Origin of the sequence: Pseudomonas sp. NGC7 (assembly GCF_047159675.1) — a bacterium.
Classification (GTDB): domain Bacteria; phylum Pseudomonadota; class Gammaproteobacteria; order Pseudomonadales; family Pseudomonadaceae; genus Aquipseudomonas; species Aquipseudomonas kermanshahensis.
Genome location: NZ_BAAFZY010000001.1, coordinates 4,253,430 through 4,271,860, shown reverse-complemented (window position 1 = coordinate 4,271,860; position 18,431 = coordinate 4,253,430). Strand labels below are relative to the sequence as shown.

Annotated in this window: 17 protein-coding genes; 3 read left to right on the top strand and 14 right to left on the bottom strand. The window is 64.7% G+C overall.

Annotated features, from left to right (window positions below):
* Nucleotides 1–162 precede the first annotated feature (162 nt).
* Nucleotides 163–630, top strand: a complete 468-nt coding sequence (locus tag ACMCNM_RS19035; RefSeq protein WP_412765173.1) for an anti-virulence regulator CigR family protein — start codon at nucleotides 163–165, stop codon at nucleotides 628–630.
* A 161-nt stretch (nucleotides 631–791) separates the two neighbouring features.
* Here the strand turns inward: ACMCNM_RS19035 and ACMCNM_RS19030 are convergent, their stop codons facing one another.
* The 3 genes from ACMCNM_RS19030 to ACMCNM_RS19020 all read right to left on the bottom strand — a co-directional run bounded on the left by ACMCNM_RS19030 (nucleotide 792) and on the right by ACMCNM_RS19020 (nucleotide 2,594).
* Nucleotides 792–1,277, bottom strand: coding sequence for an N-acetyltransferase family protein (locus tag ACMCNM_RS19030; protein ID WP_412765172.1), 486 nt, complete (start codon nucleotides 1,275–1,277; stop codon nucleotides 792–794).
* The gene (locus ACMCNM_RS19025; RefSeq protein WP_099454602.1) at nucleotides 1,274–1,534 is read right to left on the bottom strand and encodes a Pathogenicity locus; all 261 of its coding nucleotides are present in this window, start codon (nucleotides 1,532–1,534) and stop codon (nucleotides 1,274–1,276) included. Before ACMCNM_RS19025 ends, ACMCNM_RS19030 begins: the two co-directional genes overlap by 4 nt.
* A 64-nt stretch (nucleotides 1,535–1,598) precedes the next feature.
* Entirely contained in the window at nucleotides 1,599–2,594 is a 996-nt protein-coding gene (locus tag ACMCNM_RS19020) for a 5'-nucleotidase (protein ID WP_412765171.1), read from the bottom strand.
* A gap of 394 nt (nucleotides 2,595–2,988) precedes the next feature.
* Here ACMCNM_RS19020 and adhP point away from each other — a divergent pair, with 394 nt between their 5' ends.
* Entirely contained in the window at nucleotides 2,989–3,999 is a 1,011-nt protein-coding gene (gene adhP / locus ACMCNM_RS19015; protein WP_085273116.1) for an alcohol dehydrogenase AdhP, read from the top strand.
* Nucleotides 4,000–4,058: 59 nt separating this feature from the next.
* Here the strand turns inward: adhP and ACMCNM_RS19010 are convergent, their stop codons facing one another.
* The 5 genes from ACMCNM_RS19010 to ACMCNM_RS18990 form a co-directional block, all read right to left on the bottom strand.
* Nucleotides 4,059–5,573 (bottom strand): DHA2 family efflux MFS transporter permease subunit, encoded by a 1,515-nt coding sequence (locus ACMCNM_RS19010; RefSeq protein WP_412765170.1) that lies wholly within the window; start codon nucleotides 5,571–5,573, stop codon nucleotides 4,059–4,061.
* The gene (locus ACMCNM_RS19005) at nucleotides 5,563–6,720 is read right to left on the bottom strand and encodes an HlyD family secretion protein (protein ID WP_412765169.1); all 1,158 of its coding nucleotides are present in this window, start codon (nucleotides 6,718–6,720) and stop codon (nucleotides 5,563–5,565) included. The genes ACMCNM_RS19010 and ACMCNM_RS19005 overlap by 11 nt, the downstream gene beginning before the upstream one ends.
* A complete protein-coding gene (locus ACMCNM_RS19000) occupies nucleotides 6,717–8,207 on the bottom strand; it encodes an efflux transporter outer membrane subunit (protein ID WP_412765168.1) in 1,491 nt (496 codons plus the stop codon). The genes ACMCNM_RS19005 and ACMCNM_RS19000 overlap by 4 nt, the downstream gene beginning before the upstream one ends.
* 112 nt (nucleotides 8,208–8,319) lie before the next feature.
* Nucleotides 8,320–9,051 carry an AraC family transcriptional regulator gene (locus ACMCNM_RS18995; RefSeq protein ID WP_412765167.1) on the bottom strand — a complete coding sequence of 244 codons (732 nt, stop codon included), beginning with the start codon at nucleotides 9,049–9,051 and terminating at the stop codon, nucleotides 8,320–8,322.
* Nucleotides 9,052–9,175: 124 nt separating this feature from the next.
* Entirely contained in the window at nucleotides 9,176–10,105 is a 930-nt protein-coding gene (locus tag ACMCNM_RS18990; protein WP_085273121.1) for a LysR family transcriptional regulator, read from the bottom strand.
* Between the two features lie 95 nt (nucleotides 10,106–10,200).
* Here ACMCNM_RS18990 and ACMCNM_RS18985 point away from each other — a divergent pair, with 95 nt between their 5' ends.
* Complete coding sequence (locus ACMCNM_RS18985) at nucleotides 10,201–11,376, top strand: MFS transporter (RefSeq protein ID WP_099428912.1); 1,176 nt, start codon at nucleotides 10,201–10,203, stop codon at nucleotides 11,374–11,376.
* A gap of 115 nt (nucleotides 11,377–11,491) precedes the next feature.
* On the opposite strand, the gene ACMCNM_RS18980 is transcribed toward ACMCNM_RS18985, so the two are convergent.
* Genes ACMCNM_RS18980 through purU form a run of 6 tightly spaced genes read right to left on the bottom strand, consistent with a single transcriptional unit; the run spans nucleotide 11,492 to nucleotide 18,313 of the window.
* Nucleotides 11,492–12,094, bottom strand: a complete 603-nt coding sequence (locus ACMCNM_RS18980) for a sarcosine oxidase subunit gamma (protein ID WP_412765166.1) — start codon at nucleotides 12,092–12,094, stop codon at nucleotides 11,492–11,494.
* A 3-nt stretch (nucleotides 12,095–12,097) separates the two neighbouring features.
* The gene (locus ACMCNM_RS18975) at nucleotides 12,098–15,001 is read right to left on the bottom strand and encodes a 2Fe-2S iron-sulfur cluster-binding protein (RefSeq protein WP_412765165.1); all 2,904 of its coding nucleotides are present in this window, start codon (nucleotides 14,999–15,001) and stop codon (nucleotides 12,098–12,100) included.
* A complete protein-coding gene (locus ACMCNM_RS18970) occupies nucleotides 14,998–15,303 on the bottom strand; it encodes a sarcosine oxidase subunit delta (RefSeq protein ID WP_186679833.1) in 306 nt (101 codons plus the stop codon). The genes ACMCNM_RS18975 and ACMCNM_RS18970 overlap by 4 nt, the downstream gene beginning before the upstream one ends.
* 12 nt (nucleotides 15,304–15,315) lie before the next feature.
* Complete coding sequence (locus ACMCNM_RS18965; RefSeq protein WP_412765164.1) at nucleotides 15,316–16,557, bottom strand: FAD-dependent oxidoreductase; 1,242 nt, start codon at nucleotides 16,555–16,557, stop codon at nucleotides 15,316–15,318.
* The gene (gene folD, locus ACMCNM_RS18960; RefSeq protein WP_027596183.1) at nucleotides 16,539–17,450 is read right to left on the bottom strand and encodes a bifunctional methylenetetrahydrofolate dehydrogenase/methenyltetrahydrofolate cyclohydrolase FolD; all 912 of its coding nucleotides are present in this window, start codon (nucleotides 17,448–17,450) and stop codon (nucleotides 16,539–16,541) included. Before folD ends, ACMCNM_RS18965 begins: the two co-directional genes overlap by 19 nt.
* Nucleotides 17,447–18,313: a formyltetrahydrofolate deformylase gene (purU, locus tag ACMCNM_RS18955; protein ID WP_027596184.1), complete on the bottom strand. Its 867-nt coding sequence runs from the start codon at nucleotides 18,311–18,313 to the stop codon at nucleotides 17,447–17,449. The genes folD and purU overlap by 4 nt, the downstream gene beginning before the upstream one ends.
* Nucleotides 18,314–18,431 lie beyond the last annotated feature (118 nt).

Below are 18,431 nucleotides of genomic sequence, written 5' to 3'. Positions count from 1 at the left end.
GTGAGGCTGGGCGGTTCGGGGCTGTCATGCAACCCCGGGCGATAACTTAGCTAACCTTGACGGCACGGCGGATGTCTCGTACACCGGTAAGAACAGAGCCAATGGTGTTTGCCAGGTCAAGGAATAGAAATTCCAACCGTTTCACTGAAAAAGGATGTCGCAATGGCCAAGTCACACGCGTTGATTGCCGCAGTCACTTCAGTGGCGCTGTTAGTGGCTTCTGCTGCTTCGTACGCCGATCCGGGTAACGGCAATAGCAAGGGGCATGGACAAGGCAAGGGTCAGGCGCAGCACTCCCAGGGGCAGGGCAATGCGGGGGGTAAGAAAAACGGCTCGCAGGCTGGTGAGTGGCCGGGTGGTCCATCGATAGACCGGGGCGATGTCCTCGGCATTTTGAGTGGCCACCGCAGCTATTGGAACCCTGGCGCTGCATTGCCGCCCGGCATTCAGAAGAACCTGGCGCGGGGGAAGCCGCTGCCGCCGGGCATCGCCAAGAAGCTGGATGGCAGATTGCTGGGGCAACTGCCTCACTATGAGGGTTACGAGTGGATGCAGGCGGGGGTGGATTTGATACTCGTGGCGGTTGCTACCGGGATTATTTATGAGGTTGTGAACGGGGCGTTTGATTGAGCCGCCCATAAGACGCCACCTGTACCCTTTTCTCTTTCTTTCCCATCTCAGGTAGAGCTTGCTATCAGGGAATGGTCGGCGTAGCGCGAGTTTTAAAGTGAGGGCAGCTGAACCGCTGCGATGGGCTTGACGGCATCTCCAGCGCAAGGTCTCGGTTGATCTCACACAAAACGCGACCCGCCTGAAGGGTCAAAGGCTGGAAGCGTTTTCTGCATGACAACCGTCCGCTCCTCCCCATAAAACGCATCCCGCACTGTGCAAAACCCCAACCTTGCATAAAACCTTTCCGCCGTAATGGAGGAGGGCACACGCAACACCTCCAGCCCACGCGCAATCGCTTCATCTTCAATCACTGCCATCAGCTGTTTCCCGACCCCAAGCCCTTGATGCTGGGGTTCGACAAACACACTTCTGACCACATCCCCGTCAAGACTGGCCGTGGCAATCACCTCATCCTCAATCAATGCCACATACACCAACCGCCGAGTCAGCATCTCAAGAATGGCCGCCGTACTGAAAGACGCCTCGATGCGCGAGATAGTCTCGGCATCATAGTCAGCCGCGTTCGACTGGCGTAAGGCCGCTATCACGACTCGGCTTATACCCCCGGCGTCGTCTGCATTCGCCAAGCGAATAGGGCAACTCACTCTCGCGCCCTTAATGCACGCGACTGAGTTTCCTTCGCCAACTGAATGGCCGCATTGATCGCAGCACGCGCTTGGGGGCTGTTCTTCCAGCATGTCGAGCCAACGGCCGCTGATGCCTGGGCCAAAATGTCATCGACATTCGCTTCGCTAAGCATCGCCAGCGAATCAATCCCCATCTGCTCAAGGCGAGCGATAACGGTTGGCCCTACGCCCTTGAGGGCCAGTAATGCTGTGTGTTCCGTCAGTGGAAATGGCATCCGTAAACTCCTGTTATCGGCAAATGCTGCCGCTGGAGTTTACCAACTCGCTGGCCTGCTGGGGCTAATCAAGTTTCTCCAGTGCGTTGCTTTTTGGTGTTTCCAGCGGCTGTTTTGATAACCGCTTCGGCCCACTTCTGTTTGCCACCCCAAACGGCACATGCACCATCGGCAGGTCGCCGGCCGGTGACTGCAGGTGGCTGCGTTGATCATCGAAGAACACGTGGGGTTTGAGAATCGACAACACCCGGGGTTTTTCCATCCCGCCTAGGAAGAAGCACTCATCAGGCGACACACCCCAATCCTTCAACGTGGTCACCACCCGCTCGTGCGACGGCGCGTTGCGCGCGGTCACGATGGCGATGCGCAAGATGCGTTTGTAGTTCGGGTCTTGTGCCAGCTTCTGGTCTTCGAGCGTGCGAATGTGGGAGAGCTTGCGGTACAGGTCCGCCAGTGGCCCGGGCTGGTGGGGGATGGCCTTGCGGGCCCGCTCGTGGGCCTGGAAGTCGTCCAGGTTGTCGTTCTGTTTGTACACGCTTTCCGCTTCGTCATCGGCGATCACGCCGTCAAAGTCGAAGGCCACGCGCAGCTCGGTGTCAATCTCATCGTCGTAGATGCGGGTCGGCAGCACCAGGCCAGCGGGGTAGCTGGCGTCGATGGCGCGCTGCACGTCGTCTTCGTTGGCGCTGAGAAACAACGAGGCGTTGAAGGCCGGGATGTACTCGTGGGGCGAGCGGCCGGACATAAAGGCGGCGCGGGTGATGTCCAGTTGGTAATGGCTGATGGAGCGGAACACGCGCAAGCCCGTTTCGGGCGAGTTGCGCGAGAGCAACACCACTTCCACGGGAAGTTGGTCGGGGAAGGCCTGGTTGATGCTGAGGAAGCGGCGAATGAACGGGAACGCAACGCCCCTCGGGAAGGGCTCATCCAGGTTTTGCTCTTGGTGCTGGCGGTAAGCCTCGACGCCGTCGGCCTTGTAGATGTCGTCAGACACGGTGAGGTCGAAAAGTGCACTGGAGGCCACGCCAATGACCAGCTTGTGTTCGATGGGGTAGGGCATTGAGCGTGCTCCTTGAGGGGTGCAGGTGACGAGTATACGGGTATGCAGGCGGGTGATGGTTAACTGGGGCCGCTCCGCGCCCCTTCGCGGGCAAGCCCGCTCCCACAGGGTGAGCGGGGGCTCTGTGGGAGCGGGCTTGCCCCGCGAACACCGGCGAAGCCGGTGCCATGCACCGCGTAGCCCCATTCGCGGGACAAGTCGCATCGCCGCACCGTGGGAGCTGGCTTGCCAGCGATGGGCCGCGCAGCGGACCCATTGGGCTTAACTGACTGGCATTAGGGTAAACTCGCTCCCCCGTTCAAAACCTGACCTGAAGCAACGCCTCTTCCCCCATCCGCCACTATGCTGATCCGGGCATTCTCTCAAGCTCACTCAGACAGACACGGAGGTGTTTATGAAAGCTGCTGTCGTTGCCAAAGGGCGTCGCGTGGACGTGGTGGAGAAAACACTGCGGCCGCTGGCGCACGGTGAAGCGTTGCTGAAGATGCAGTGCTGTGGCGTTTGCCATACCGACCTGCATGTCAAGAATGGCGATTTCGGCGACAAGACGGGTGTAATTCTGGGCCACGAAGGGATTGGCGTGGTCGTGGAAGTGGGGCCGGGTGTCACGTCGCTCAAGCCGGGTGACCGGGCCAGTGTGGCGTGGTTCTTCCAGGGCTGCGGGCACTGCGAATATTGCAACAGCGGCAACGAGACGCTGTGCCGTGAGGTGAAAAACTCCGGCTATACGGTCGACGGTGGCATGGCCGAGGCGTGCATCGTGGTGGCCGACTACGCGGTTAAAGTGCCGGATGGGCTGGATTCAGCGGCCGCCAGCAGCATCACCTGCGCCGGCGTGACCACCTACAAGGCGGTGAAATCATCGAATATCCGCCCTGGGCAATGGCTGGCCATCTACGGCCTTGGCGGCCTGGGCAACCTCGCCCTGCAGTACGCCAAAAACGTCTTCAACGCCCGGGTCATTGCCATCGACGTCAACGATGATCAATTGGCCTTCGCCCGCGAAATGGGCGCCGACCTGGTGGTCAACCCGCGCGACGAAGACGCCGCGAAAGTCATCCAGGCCAAGACCGGGGGCGCCCATGCTGCCGTGGTCACGGCAGTGGCCAAGAGCGCGTTCAACTCTGCAGTGGATGCACTGCGCGCGGGCGGTCGCCTCGTAGCTGTGGGGCTGCCGCCAGAAGCCATGAGCCTGGATATTCCACGCCTGGTACTCGACGGTATCGAGGTTGTCGGTTCGCTGGTCGGCACCCGCCAAGACCTACACGAAGCCTTCGAGTTTGCCGCCCAAGGCAAGGTGGTGCCGAAGGTGACCCTGCGCCCGATCGAAGACATCAATGACATCTTCGAAGAGATGCAAGCGGGCAAGATCAAAGGCCGCATGGTGATCCACTTCGCCGATTGAAGGCTGCTGCCTGCCCAAATGAAGCCGGCCCGCGTGTGCGGGCCGTTTTCAGGGTGGGTTCAAGCCGATCGCTGGGTCCGCAACAGTAACGCCGCCACCGCGCAGCCTATCAGCGCCAGGCACGCCAGGTAGAACGCATCGCTGTAAGCCATCAGGTAGGCCTCGCGCCGAATGGTCGCCGCCACCCCCTCCAGCGCCTGCTGCTGGGCCGGCAGCCAGCTCTGCACGGTTTGGCTGATGCGCTCCTGAACGCTGGGCGCAAACACCGTCACATGCTCGTGAATGCGCTCGCTGTGGTAACGCTCGCGCGTGGCCACGATCTGCGTCAGTGCCGCAGTGCCGATGGCGCCCCCGAGGTTGCGCAGCATGGAAAACACCGCCGAAGCGGAGCCCGCTTCTCGCTTTTCCAACCCCGCCACCGCCAGTACCGACAGCGCCACCATGATGAACGGCTGGCCAATGCCGCGTACCACCGTGGATGGGATGATGACGTTGTCGGCGCTGTCGGCTGTCAGGCTCGCGCCCAGCCAGCAGCCGGCGGCCATGATCAGAAAACCGCTGGCCACCATGAACTTGGCGTTGGTCCAGGCCATCAGCCGTGGCATCAATGGCGCCAGCAGCAGTTGCACCACGCCATAGGCGATCAGCGCCACCCCCACGTCGCGGGCGCTGTAGCCCTGCAGTTGGGAGAGGTAGTTGGGCACCAGGAACACCAGGCCAAAGGTAGCCCCGCCAAAGATGAACATGGCAACGCTGGCCACCCCGAAGTTGTACCGCCCCAGCAAGCGCAAGTTGATGAACGCGCGTTGGCCGTACAGCTGCGTGTAGACGAACACCGCCAGCGCCAGGCCGGCGATGATTGACATGCCGACGATGAATGTCGAACCGAACCAGTCCAGCCGGCTGCCTTCTTCCAGCACGATCTGCAGGCCGCCCAGGCCAACGACCATGGCCGTGATGCCCAGCCAATCGCCACGGCGCAACAGGGTCAGTTGCAGGGGTTTGGCCTCGATCGACCAGGCGATGGCGAGCAGCAAGGCGATACCGGGGAACAGCTGCAGGTAGAAGATCCAGCGCCACGAATAGACATCGGTCAACCAGCCGCCAATGGAAGGGCCGGCCGCCTGGGCCACGCTGTTGGCCAGGCTGAACAGGGCCATGCCCATGGCCATCTTGCTGGCGGGCAGTTCGGTGATGATCAGCTGGAAGGAGAGGGGGATCAGCACGGCGCCGGCAGCGCCCTGAATCACCCTGAGGGTGATCATCGCCTCAAGGTTGGGGGCCCACGAGCAGGCGATTGACGCCAGCAGGAAGATGAACGAACCCGTCCACATCACCCGGCGCATGGAAAACACTTCGACCAGCCAGGCCGTCAGCGGAATCATGACGATTTCCGCCACCAGGTACGCGGTGGAAATCCACGAGCCTTCCTCGAAGCTCGCGCCCAGCGAGCCGCGGATCTCGGGCAGCGCCGCGCTGGTGACGTGCACGTTCATGCCGGCCATGAAGCAACCGAGCAGGCCGCCGAACACGGCCACCCAGGCGCGTAACGGTACGCGTTGCTCATTGCTCATCGGCAGGCTCCACGGGGCGGGTGTCGACCGTGGTCACCACCGACATGCCGGGCAATATCTGCAGGCCGTCTGCTGGCCGGTCGAGGACGATGCGCACCGGAAAACGCTGGACGATCTTGGTGAAGTTGCCGGTAGCGTTGTCCGATGGCAGCAGTGCGAAGACGTTGCCGGACGCCGGCGAGAAGCTGGCCACGTGGCCTTGCACAGGCTGGCTGGAAAAGCTGTCGACACGGACCTGCACCGGTTGCCCTGGGCGCATGTGTGCCAGCTGGGTTTCCTTGTAGTTGGCAACCACGTAGGTCTGTTGCAACGGCACCACCGCCAGCAGCGGCTGCCCAGGCACCACGTACTGCCCGGCGCGCACACGGCGCTGGCCGACCACGCCGTCGATGGGCGCGCGCAGGACGGTGTCCTGTGCGTCCTGGTCGGCCAGCGCCTGCCGGGCCTGGGCACGGCTCAGGCCTGCTGCCCGTTGCTTGATGTCGGCATCGGCCGCCAGCGCCTGTGCCTTGGCCATCGCCAGCTGCGAGCGCTGTTCACGCAAATGTGCCTGCGCGCCTTGCAGCGCGGCACCGGCTTGCACGGCGTTGGCGTGGGCGGCTTCCAGGCGCTGCACGGTGGCTGCGTCATCGCGCACCAAGCCACGGTAGCGCTGCATGTCCAGCTCGCTGCGCTGGCGCTCGGCGCTGGCACTGTGCACGGCCGCTTCAGCCTGGACGATGGCCTGCTGCTGCTGGTTGATGCGTTCGGCGGCCACGTGCTGGCGTGCCTGGGCGGCGGCCAACGCGGCGTGCGCTTCGGCCACGCCGGCAGTGGCCTGGTCGAGGCGGGCGCGGTAGTCGCGGTGCTGCAGGCGTACCAGCACATCGCCGGCTTTGACGGCCTGGTCGTCCTCTACTTCCACCTTGGCCACATAACCGGCCACGCGCGCGCTCAAGGCCACCCAGTCGGCACGCACGTAAGCGTCATCGGTGGTTTCCAGGTAGCGCCCCGTGGTCAACCAGTACCCGCTGAATGCCAGCGCTGCCAGCACCGTCAGGCCACCACCGGCGTACAGCGCCAGGCGGCGACGGGTAGGCCTGGGGGCGGTGGCAACTGCCTGGGCCTGGTCATCGGGCAGCGGGTTCTTGCTAACGGCAACATTCATGATTGGCTTCCAGTCTCGGGGGTGGAGCGGTGCACCTGGCTTGGGGCCGGTGCTGGTGACGACTGCCAGCGCCCGCCGAGGGCGCGGAACAGGTTGATCTGGGCACGCGCCAGGCGGCCTTGGGCCTCGACGTGGCTGGCCCTGACCTGGATCAGGTCGCGCTCGCTGTCGAGCAACGCCAATGCATCAACGGTGCCTGCCTGATAGTTGCGTTGCGCAAGGGCAAAGCCACGCTCGCCTTGCGCCAGGGCCGCACCCAGGGCCAAGGCCCGTTGGCGCTCACCCTCAAGGCGCGCCAGCGCCTGGCGCACATCCTTGAGGGCCGCCAGCGCTACCCCGCGGTAATGGGCGACCTGCGCGTTTTGCAAGGCCTGGGCCTTGTTCACCCGTGCCCGGTTGGCTTTGATATTGGGGAATTCCCAGCTGATCAACGGCCCGAGGGCAAACATCACCGCGCGGCTGTCACCCAGGTTGGCAAGGTGGTGGTCCGACGAGGTCAGCGAGGCACCGAAGCTGACTTTCGGATACAGGTCGGCCTTGACGATATCGACTTCCAGGGCGGCAGCCTGCAGTTCGCGCTCGGCCTTGCGCACGTCGGGCCGGCGTTCGAGCAGGCGCCAGGCGTCGCCAGCGGGCAACGGCGCGGCGAGGGTCGGGATGCGCTGGCAGGTGTCAGTGTCGTCCGTGAGCGTTGTCGGGTCCTGGCCACTGAGCATGCTCAGTTCGTACAGCGCCATCTGCCGACGTGCCTCCAGCATCGGCAGTTGCGCCCGCACCTGCTCGCGCAACCCCAGCAGGCGCACGCTATCGAGCTCCGTAGCGACCCCGGCCTGCCGCTGGCGGTCGCTGAGCTGCACACTGCGCTCCAGAGTGCTCAGGGACTGCCTGGCCGCGGCGATGCGGGCACCGTACACGCACTGGTCGATGTAGGCCCGGGTGGTCTGGCTGACCACGTGCAGCTGCACCAGGTCCAGGGCATCGCGGCTGGCCTCGGCCTGCACCCGCGCCCGCTCGAGGGCGGCGCGCACCTGGCCCCAGACATCGACCTGGTAAGCCAGCTCGATGGCCGGGTTGAAAGCCCATTGCGAGGGCGCATGGCTGTCGGTTGCCTCGGCCAGGGTCTGGTCATCGGCGCTCTTGCCATAGCTCGCGCCCATGCCAATGGAGGTGGACGGCCAGCGCCGGGCATCGAACTCGCCAATGCCGGCGAGCATGGCCTGCACGTTGGCTTCGGCCTGCGCCAAGTCCTGGTTGTGCGCCAAGGCTTGCAGCACCCAGGCATTGAGCTGCGGGTCGTGGTACAGCGCCCACCAGCGCGCGGGCAGCGCCTGGTCGCTGACGCCGGCAGGCAGGTGCAGTGCAGGGGTTGCCTGGTATGCAGTGGGGGGCACAGCGTTTGTGGGGTGCCCGGTGCAAGCCGTCAGCACGCCGAACAAACCGAGGGCGGCGGCGCGCCCGGCAGGGCAGGAAAGGGATCGTATTGGCATCACGCAAAGTCGTATGAGGGGTCGTGAAGCCAGCTTATCGAGGGGTAGGGCGGCCCCGCTGCCGCAAGCGGGACAACCGTGCGCGCAACTGGGACAACCTCAGCCTCGGCGGTCAGTGCGTGGGCGCGGTGCCGGTGCCGAGCACGCTGATTTGCCAGGCGCTGGGGTTGTAGCCAAGGATGCGCTTGAACATCGCGGCGAATGCGCTGGCGCTCTGGTAGCCGTGCTCCAGCGCCACGTTCAGGATCGGCTTGCCATCGGCCAGGCACTGCTGGCTGAGGATCATGCGGGTGCGGGCCCGCCACTCGCCATACGACATTCCCACCTCACGCTGAAACAACCGCGCCAGGGTGCGGGCACTCATGTTCAACTGCGCGCCACACTGCTCCAGCGTCAGGTCCTGGGCCGGGTCTTCGAGAAACCCCTCGCACCAGGCGCGCAGCCGCGCATGCTGCGGTACCGGCACATAGGCGTCGATGCGCTCGGCGGTCTCCAGTTCACGCTGGATCAGTGCCCGAGCGTGCTCGCCCAGCGGCTCGTCGCGTTGCAACATCCGTGACCCCGCCAGGATCAACTCGCGCAGCAGGCCGGAGACCGCGATCACATGGCAGCGAGTCACGTGCGACCCCAGCAGCAAGGTGCGCATCGACACTTCGCCTTGCATGCGCACTTCGTGGCTCATGCCGGCAGGTATCCACAGCGCCTGCCCGCGCGGTATCACCCAGTTGCCGCCATCGCTGTACACGCGCATCACGCCGTTGGCGGCATACATCAGTTGATCTTCGGCATGGCAGTGGCTGGCAACCACTTCGCCGTGTCGGTAGTCCATTCCCAAAGCTTGCATGCCAATCTCCTCGAGCCGTGTGGGGCGAGCAGGGGTAACGATTGGATCCAATGCTATCGCAAGGCAGTCAGGCGGGGTTGCTAAGTGTTCGCGTGCAACGCAGAAATATGCGCATGAATTGCGCTCAGGGTGTAAATCGTGGCTGTTCGTGGCGGGTTGGCCAGCCCTGGTGATGCTGGACCAGGAAGTCCACGAACACCCGCACCCGTGCCGGCATCGCCGGGCCACCGACGAATACGGCGTGTATCGGCTCGCGGTCGCCGGGGTTGTAGGCTTCCAGCACGGGCACCAGTTGCCCGTTGTTGAGGTCATCGGCCACTGTGAAGGTGCCGATGCGCGCGATGCCGGCCCCCAGCCTGGCGAATTGGGCCAGTGCCTCGCCGCTGCTGCACTCCAGGTTACCGGTGACTTTCAGGGCAAAGGCCTGCCCGTCCCGGCGAAACGGCCAGTCGGCTTCAGCGCGGCGGAAGTTGAAGCGCAAACAGTTGTGGCGGGCCAGGTCTTCAGGTGCCACGGGGGTACCGCAGCGTTGCAGGTAGTCGGGCGAGGCGACGATCACTTGGCCGGTGTCGCCAATGTAGCGGGCGCTCAGCGAGCTGTCCGGCAGGTGGCCGAAACGCAGCGCGACATCGGCCTGGCCGCCGGCGATGTCGACCACTTCGTCGCTGAGCGTAAGGTCGACCAGCACTTGCGGGTACAGGGCGCTGAACTGCGCCAGCAAAGGCACCACCGTCAGTCGCGCATGGCCCAGTGCGGCACTGACTCGCAGCCGGCCCCGCGGTACACCTTGGTCGGTGATGGCATCCTCGACCTCATCCAGATCGGCCAGGATGCGCCGTGCGCCGCGCAGGTAGGCGTCGCCCTCTGGGGTCAGCGTGATGGCGCGGGTGGTGCGCAACAGCAGGCGAGTGCCTAGGCGCTGCTCGGTACGCGCGATGATCCGGCTGACCGCCGACGGCGTCAGCCCCAGCGCCCGCGCCGCCGCAGACAAGCTGCCTTCTTGCGCCACCTTGGCAAAAATCTCCATCTCTCCAGACCTTCCGGTGAAGTCCATTTGTGCCTCATGCGCAAAGGTGGTTGGCAAAAATGCAGACTAGTGCCCGCATGAAACGGATCGTAGCATTTCATGCACAGATAAGGAGCCGTTTCATGCGCATCAATCCACCCCTCGTCGCACTCGCCATCGGTGCCTTTGGCATCGGCGTCACCGAGTTCGCCCCCATGGGCATGTTGCCCAGTATTGCCACTGACCTTGGCGTGTCGATCCCCGCAGCCGGGCTGCTGGTCAGTGCCTACGCTCTCGGCGTGCTGATCGGTGCCCCGCTGATGACCTTGGCCACCGGCAGGGTGCCACGGCGTTACCTGCTGATCGGGCTGATGGCCATTTTCACCCTGGGTAACCTGATGTCGGCCCTGGCGACCGACTACGCCAGCCTGATGGTTGCCCGCGTGGTGACCTCGCTCAACCATGGCGCGTTCTTTGGCATTGGCTCGATCGTCGCGGCCAGCGTGGTGCCCCCTGAAAAACGGGCAGGGGCCGTGGCGGCCATGTTCATGGGGCTGACACTGGCGACCATCGGCGGTGTGCCGCTGGCCACCTGGTTTGGCGAATTGCTGGGGTGGCGTACGGCCTTCTGGGGCATTGCGGGCCTGGGGCTGATTGCGATGACGACACTGTGGTACGCACTGCCTAATGTGCCGCTGCCGAAAAGCGATGGGGTGATGGCCGAGATCCGCGTGCTGGGCCGTGGCCCGGTACTGGCGGCGCTGGCACTGACCGTGGTGGGTTCCAGTGCGATGTTTACCGTCTTTACCTACATTGCGCCAATCCTGCACAGTGAAGCCCAGGCCTCCACACCGTTCATCACCGCCATGCTGGTGTTGTTCGGTATTGGCCTGACGCTGGGCAACGTGTGGGGTGGCAAGGCGGCGGACCGTTCGGTTGACCGCACGCTGATCGTCTCGTTGGCGGTGCTGATTGCCGTGTTGCTGGTGTTCCCGCTGTTGATGCCCTGGGCACTGCCTACCGCACTGGCGGTGCTGGTGTGGGGCGCTGCCAGTTTTGCCCTGGTACCGCCGCTGCAGATGCGCGTGATGGAGGCCGCCAAGGAGGCGCCCAACCTGGCGTCTGCGGTGAATATCGGGGCGTTCAACCTGGGCAATGCGATCGGTGCCGCGCTGGGTGGCGCGGTGATCAATGCAGGGTTGGGTTACCCGGCGATTTCCCTGGCGGGTGCGTTGATGGCGGGGTTGGGCCTGGTGATGGTGTTGCTGTTTGCCTGGCGCTCGCGGGCCGTCCAGGCCTCACCGCTGGCCACGCTTTAAGGGTGTAGGAGCAGCCTTGCGCTGCGAAGAGGCCGGTGGCAACACCGTGGATCTTCGCTGCGGGTACGGGCCTCTTCGCAGCACAAGGCTGCTCCTACCTCAATCGCGCCTGCCGCTAGTACGCAGCGTCCAGTGCAATCTCCACCCCTTCAAATTCCGCCATCGCATCGCGCATCGCTTCGCAAAAATACGCCCGCGAAGCCCGGTCAAACAGCAGTTGCAAGGCCGGCACCGCTTCACGCCCGACATTCACCACGATCACATTGATCCGCGCCGCCGATGTCTGCGCCACGGCCCCGACCGGGAACGCCTGGGCACGCAGGTCAACCCCGCATAGCTTGGCCATCACCGCGCTGCAATGCTGCCCCGACAGCTGCAGCCAGGCGTGGCTGTCCTGGCGCGGCAGCAGGTAGTTGCGCTGGGCGTCCTGCACCCAGTCGGCCTCTTCGGCGGCAATCCGCGCCCCTTGGTCGGCGAAACTGCCCAGCAGCAGGTATTCGGTGGCCGACAGCCGCGCCACCCAGCTACCGTCGTCCTGGCGCAGCGCCTGGTTGGGCTGTGGCGGCAAACGATAGCCGCGTGCTTGCAGGTAGGCCGAGGTGTCGGCGCCACGAAAACCCACCCGCGCCAGGTCGGTCAGGTCGGTCAGCGCGCAGGTCAGCAGTGGCTCGGCCTGTGGCTGGGGAGAGAAGCGCTGTTCTGTCTTCAGGCTAGTCATGGCTCACAGCTCCTGGCGCAGGTTGTCGGGATCATGGAAGGGCAGTTGCACCACCTTGGCATTGACCATCACACCGCCCTCCACGCGGATTGGGATGTGCATGCCGGGGGTGGCTTGGTGGGCGCCGGCGTAAGCCAGGCCGATGATCTGACCCAGGGTTTGCGAGTACTCGCACGAGGTGACGTTGCCACTGATGTCCGGGCCGTCCAGTACCAGGTGGCCTTCCAGTGGCTGCGGGCTGCCCTTGGGCAGCGTGAACCCGACCAGCTTGCGCTTGAGCGGCTGCGCTTCGAGGATCTCGATCGAGCGCTTGCCGACGAAGAACGGTTTCTTGCGGCCGATCGCCCACTGCATGTCGATTTCGGCGGGGTGGGTCATGCCATCAGTGTCCTGGCTGATGATCACATGGCCTTTTTCCAGCCGCAGCAGGCGCTGGGTCTCGACCCCGAACGGGCGAATGCCCAGCCCGGCGCCTGCTTGCATCAAGGCGTCCCACAGGCGTTCGGCATGGCGTGCCGGCACATGGATTTCATAGCCCAGCTCGCCGACGAAACCGACCCGCAGGATGCGCGCCGAAATGCCCGCCACCTTGCCCAGGCGTACGCCCAGGTAAGGGAAGGCCGTGGCCGACAGTTCCACGCCTTCGCACACCTTGGCCAGCACCTGGCGCGACAAGGGGCCGGCCAGGTTGACGGCGGCCAGGGCGGCGGTGACGTTGGTGATGTCGACGTCCAGGCGCCACTGCGCGTTCCATTTGAGCATCTGCTGGTAGATACGGTCGACGCCACTGGTGGTGGCGCTGACATAGAAGTGCTGCTCGGCCAGGCGGGCGCAGACGCCGTCATCGATCACCACGCCGTGCTCGTTGGTCATCAGTGCATAGCGGGTGCGGCCGATCGCCAGTTTGGCGAAGCCGAAGGTGTACAGGCGCTCGAGCAGCTCGGCCGCGTCCGGGCCGCGCACGTCGAGGCCGCCGAGGGTGGAGACGTCGATCAGCCCGACCTTCTCGCGCACATGCCGCGCTTCTTCCTGCATGCAGCGTTCGCGGTCCTCGGGTTTGCCGTAGTAGGCCGGGCGGTGCCAGATGCCGGCGGGCATCATTTTCGCGCCTGCTTGCAGGTGGCGGCGGTGCATCGGTGTTTGCCGATAGGGGTCGAATGCGCGGCCCGCCACATGGGCCAGTTTCTCGGCCTGGAACGGTGGCCGTGCTGTGGTCACGCCGGTTTCGCTGATGCTGCGGCCCGTGGCCTGGGCCACTAAGCGCGCGGTGGGCAGCGCCGAGTGACGGCCTTGGGACGGGCCCATGCCGACCGTGGAAAAGCGTTTGACCAGTTGCACATCGCGATAGCCGCTGCGGGTGGCGTTGACGATATCGCGCACCTGCAAGTCTTCGTCGAAGTCGACAAAATCCTTGCCCTTGGGGTGCGGGAAGATCGGCCACGGATGATTGACCTTGGCCTCTGCGACGAAGCTTGCCTGCGCAGGGGCCTCCAGGCCAAGCGCCGCCAGGGCCTCGCTAGCTGCGCGTGTGGCGTCCGTGAGCACATTGCTTAGCACATGCCGGCCGTTCACCGAGCCTGCGATATCCAGCCCGGCCGGCAGGTTACTGAGGGTGAACTCGTCGCGGTTGACGTCATAGGCCAGCTTGCCGCCAGCCTGGCACAGCAGTTGGTACACCGGCATGTAGCCGGCCGACATGCACAGCAGGTCGCAAGCCAGGCGCAGGCCATGGTCGCCGACCTTGCCCTGGCCGGTGATCGGGCGGATATCGACGCCAGTCACATGGCGCATGCCCTTGTCGTGCAGGGCTTCATAGACGGTGCTGCCCAGATGAATGGGGATATCACGCCGTTTCAATTCGGCAGCCAGCGCGGCATCGGCGGGCGCGGCGCGCATGTCCACCAGGGCGGCAATGGCCACACCTTGCTCCTGCAGGTCGAGCGCGGCCAGGTAGCCGTCATCGTGCCCCGTGAGGATCACCGCCCGTTGCCCCGGCTTGACCGCGTAGAGCTTCATCAGCCGTTGCGCGGCGCTGGTCAGCATCACCCCGGGCAAGTCGTTGTTGCGAAACACCACCGGCTGGTCGAACGAACCCGCCGCCACCAGGCAGCGCGTGGCGCGTACCTTGTACAGGCGCTTGTGCTGTATCACCGGCAGGTAGTTGTCGGTGAACCAGCCGTTGCAGGTGGCCTCAAGCAGCAGGTGGATGTTCGGATGGCCCTCGACAGCCGCCAGCAGCTCCTGGCGCAGGCTGGCTGCGCGGGTGCCGGCAATGTCGAAGCGGGCGTAGGTCAGCGAGCCTCCCAGCACCGGCTGTTGCTCGATCAGCAGCACCTTGGCCCCGGCGTTGGCTGCGTCCAGCGCCGCGCGCAAACCGGCAGGGCCACCGCCGATCACCGCCACATCGACGAACAGATAGGCCTTGTCGTAGTACTGCGGCTTGAAGCCGAGGTCCAGCACGCCGAGGCCGGCCTTCTTGCGAATCAGCGGCTCCCAGACCTTCCACATGCCCTTGGGCTTGTAGAACGAGCGGTAATAGAAGCCTACCGGCATGAACCGCGAAAACGTGCCCAGGTAGGCGTCACGGTCGTGTTCCAGGCTGCCGTTGAAGTTCTGCCCCTCGACCACCTGCCCATCACGCGCCGCCTCCATGTCGGCCAGCACGTTGGGTTCGTCGGGCAGTTGCACCAGGGTGTTGGCATCCTGCCCGGCGAGGCTCAGCGGGCCACGTGGACGGTGGTACTTGAACGAGCGCGACAGCAACCAGCGGCCGTTGCCGAGCAGGGCGCTGGCGATACTGTCACCGGCAAAGCCTGAGCAGGCCTGGCCATCGAAGTTGAAACGCAGGGGCCGCTCGCGGTCGATCAGCAGGCCCATGGGCGCGGGGAGGCGAGTGTGGCTGTTCATCCGGCGATCTCCGGGGTGGCGGCGGGGGTAAAGTCGACGCGGCGGTCGAACCGTTCTTTCGGGTCGAAGGTGCGCAGCACCTGGTCGCTGACGGTGTGGCGCTCGGCCAGGAACCAGTAGCTGGAGGCGTTGTGCAGCCACCACTCGATGACCACACCGGCGTGGTTGTCGCTGTTGAACACGTAGTCGGCCCATTCGGCATCGCTGCAGGCGGCCGGGTCGGGCATATGCTTGAACTCGCCGCCGTAGGTGAATTCGCTGATGTTGCGCGGGCCGTTCAAGGGGCAGGTCAGGATCTTCATCGTGCGTTCCTTTCAGTGGCTGGCGGCGGTCGCGCCCATTTCGTTGACTTGCTGGAGGCGGCTGAAGCGCTCCAGGGCGAAGGGCGCGATCATCTCTGGCACCTTGCCGCCACTGGCGACCAGCTCGGCCATGGTCTTGCCGCAGATGGGCGTGGCCTTGAAACCCCAGGTACCCCAGCCGGCGTCCAGGTAGTAGTTGTCGACCGGCGACAGGCCCATGATCGGGCTGTAGTCCGGCGTCATGTCGGTCATCCCGGCCCATTGGCGCATCAGTTTGGCGTTGGCCATGAACGGGAACATCTCGATGGCGTGGGCCAGTAGGCTTTCCTTCAAATCGAGGGTGGAGCGGGTGTTGTACAACGGGTAGGGGTCGGAGCCGCCGCCGAAGACGATCTCGCCACGGCTGGTCTGCTGCACGTAGCAGTGCAGTGCTGACGAGCTGACCAGCGGATCGAGAAACGGTTTGAACGGCTGGGTGACCATGGCCTGCAGCGGGTAGGTGTGGATCGGCGCACGGATGCCGGCCTTGGCCATCAACAGCGAACTGGCCCCGGCCACGGCCTGCACCACGCAGCCGCACTGCACGGTGCCGCGGTTGGTCTTCACCGCTTCGATGCGGCCATTGCGGATCAGCAGGTCCTGCACCTCGGTCAGTTGATGAATCTCGACCCCGCGCTTGGCAGCCTGCTTGGCGTAGCCCCAGGCCACCGCGTCGTGGCGTGCGGTGGCGCCGTCGATGTGCCACAGCCCGGCCAGCACCGGCAGGTGGCCGGGGTCGAGGTTCAGGCTCGGCACCAGTTCGCGGATCTGCTGGCGGTCGATCATCTCGGTGCGCCCGCCAAAGTGCTTGTTGACCTCGGCACGCTGGCGGAAGGCGCGCACGGTGGCGTCGGTGTGCGCCAGGGTCAGCTGGCCGCGCTCGGAGTACATGATGTTGAAGTCGAACTCGTTGGACAGGTTCTGGAACATCCGCACCGATTCTGCGTAAAAGCGCACGCCTTCACTGGTGAGGTAGTTGGAGCGAATCACCGCCGTGTTGCGTGCGGTATTACCGCCACCCAGGTAGGCCTTTTCCAGCACCGCGACGTTGGTGATGCCGTGGTACTTGGCCAGGTAGTAGGCGATGGCCAGGCCGTGGCCGCCGCCGCCGATGATCACTACGTCGTAGCGCGGTTTGAGTTCGCAGGGTGGCGGCAGGTCGACCTCCACCGGGTAGTCGGCGCTCAGGCCGTATTTCAGCAGGGCGAAAGGCATGCGGTGCGCTCCTGTTGGGCGGCCTGTTGTTGTAGGTCGAGGGCGAGCAGGGTGTTTTTCATCAGGTAGGCGATGGTCATCGGGCCGACGCCACCGGGCACTGGGGTGATGCCGGCGACCTGGGGCAGGGCGGCAGCAAAATCGACGTCGCCGACCAGGCGGCTGCGGCCGTCTTCATCGATGCGGTTGATGCCGACGTCGATCACCACTGCGCCGGGCTTGAGCCAGTCGGCGCCGATCAGGCGCGGCTTGCCCACCGCAGCAACGAGGATGTCGGCCTGGCGGCACAACGCCGGCAGGTCGTGGCTGCGCGAGTGCACCACGGTCACCGTGCAGTCGGCTTGCAGCAGCAGGGCGGCCATGGGTTTGCCGACAATGTTCGAACGCCCCACCACCACCGCATGCTTGCCGCGCAACTCACCGCAAGCATCGCGCAACAGGCGCATGCAGCCACTGGGGGTGCAGGGGGTGAGCACGTCGCGGCCCTGGGCCAGGCCGCCGACGTTCTCGCTGTGGAAGCCGTCCACGTCCTTGAGCGGGCTGATGGCTTGCAGCACGCGGTGCGCGTCGATGTGTGCCGGCAAGGGCAGTTGCACGAGGATGCCGTTGACCGCGTTGTCACGGTTGAGCCGGTCGATCAGGGTCAGCAGGTGGGCTTGAGACGTGTCTGCCGGCAGGCGATGTTCCAGGGAGCGGATGCCCACTTCCTCGGCGCGCAGCACCTTGTTGCGTACATACACCTGGCTGGCGGCGTCGGCGCCTACCAGCACCACGGCCAGGCCTGGTTGCACACCGCCCTGGCGCAGGGTATGCACCTGCTCGCGGACCTCGGCCAGCACCCGCGCCGCCGTGGCCTTGCCGTCGATCAGCTTGACGCTGGGGAGGGCATTCATTTGAAGATCACCGTGCGGTCGTGGTTGAGGAACACCCGGTGTTCCAGGTGGTACTTCACCGCACGCGACAGGGCGATGGTCTCGGTGTCACGGCCGATGGCTACCAGGTTGTCAGGGGCGTAGGCGTGGTCCACGCGCTGCACTTCCTGCTCGATGATCGGCCCTTCGTCGAGGTCGCTGGTGACGTAGTGTGCGGTGGCGCCGATCAGCTTGACCCCGCGTTGGTAAGCCTGGTGGTAAGGCTTGGCCCCTTTGAAACCGGGCAGGAACGAATGGTGAATATTGATCGCCCGGCCCGACAGTTGCCGGCACAGGTCGTCGGAGAGGATTTGCATGTAGCGCGCCAGCACCACCAGCTCGGTGCCGGTGTCCTCGACGATGCGCATCAGCGCGGCCTCCTGCTCGGCCTTGGTTTCTTTGGTTACTGGCAGGTAGACGAAACGGATGCCCTGGCGTTCGGCCATGGGGCGCAGGTCCAGGTGGTTCGAAACCACGGCAGTGATGTGCATGTCCAGTTCGCCCTTGGCGTGGCGGTAGAGCAGGTCGGACAGGCAGTGGTCGAACTTGCTGACCATCAGCAACACACGCATCGGCCGGGCGCTGCTGTGCAGGCTCCATTGCATGTCGAAGCGCTGGGCGACGTCGGCAAAGCCCGCTTCCAGTTGCGGCGTGTCACCGCTGACACCGGTGTTGTAGCGGAACACGGCGCGCATGAAGAAGCGGCCATTGTCCTCGTCGTCGAACTGCGCCATCTCGCTGATGTAGCAACCTTGCTCGGCCAGGTAGGTGGTCACCGCGGCGACGATGCCGGACACGGCCGGGCAACTGACGCGCAGGATGAAATGATCGGGAGCGGGATGCATGTCGGGGCCTCGTGGTGGAGTGGGGCAGGTCGGGCACAAGGGCAAAGGGGTTCGCGGGATGGCGAAGAGTGTTTCTTCGTAGGAATATAAATTTCCTTTAGGCGATTTATAGGCGAAG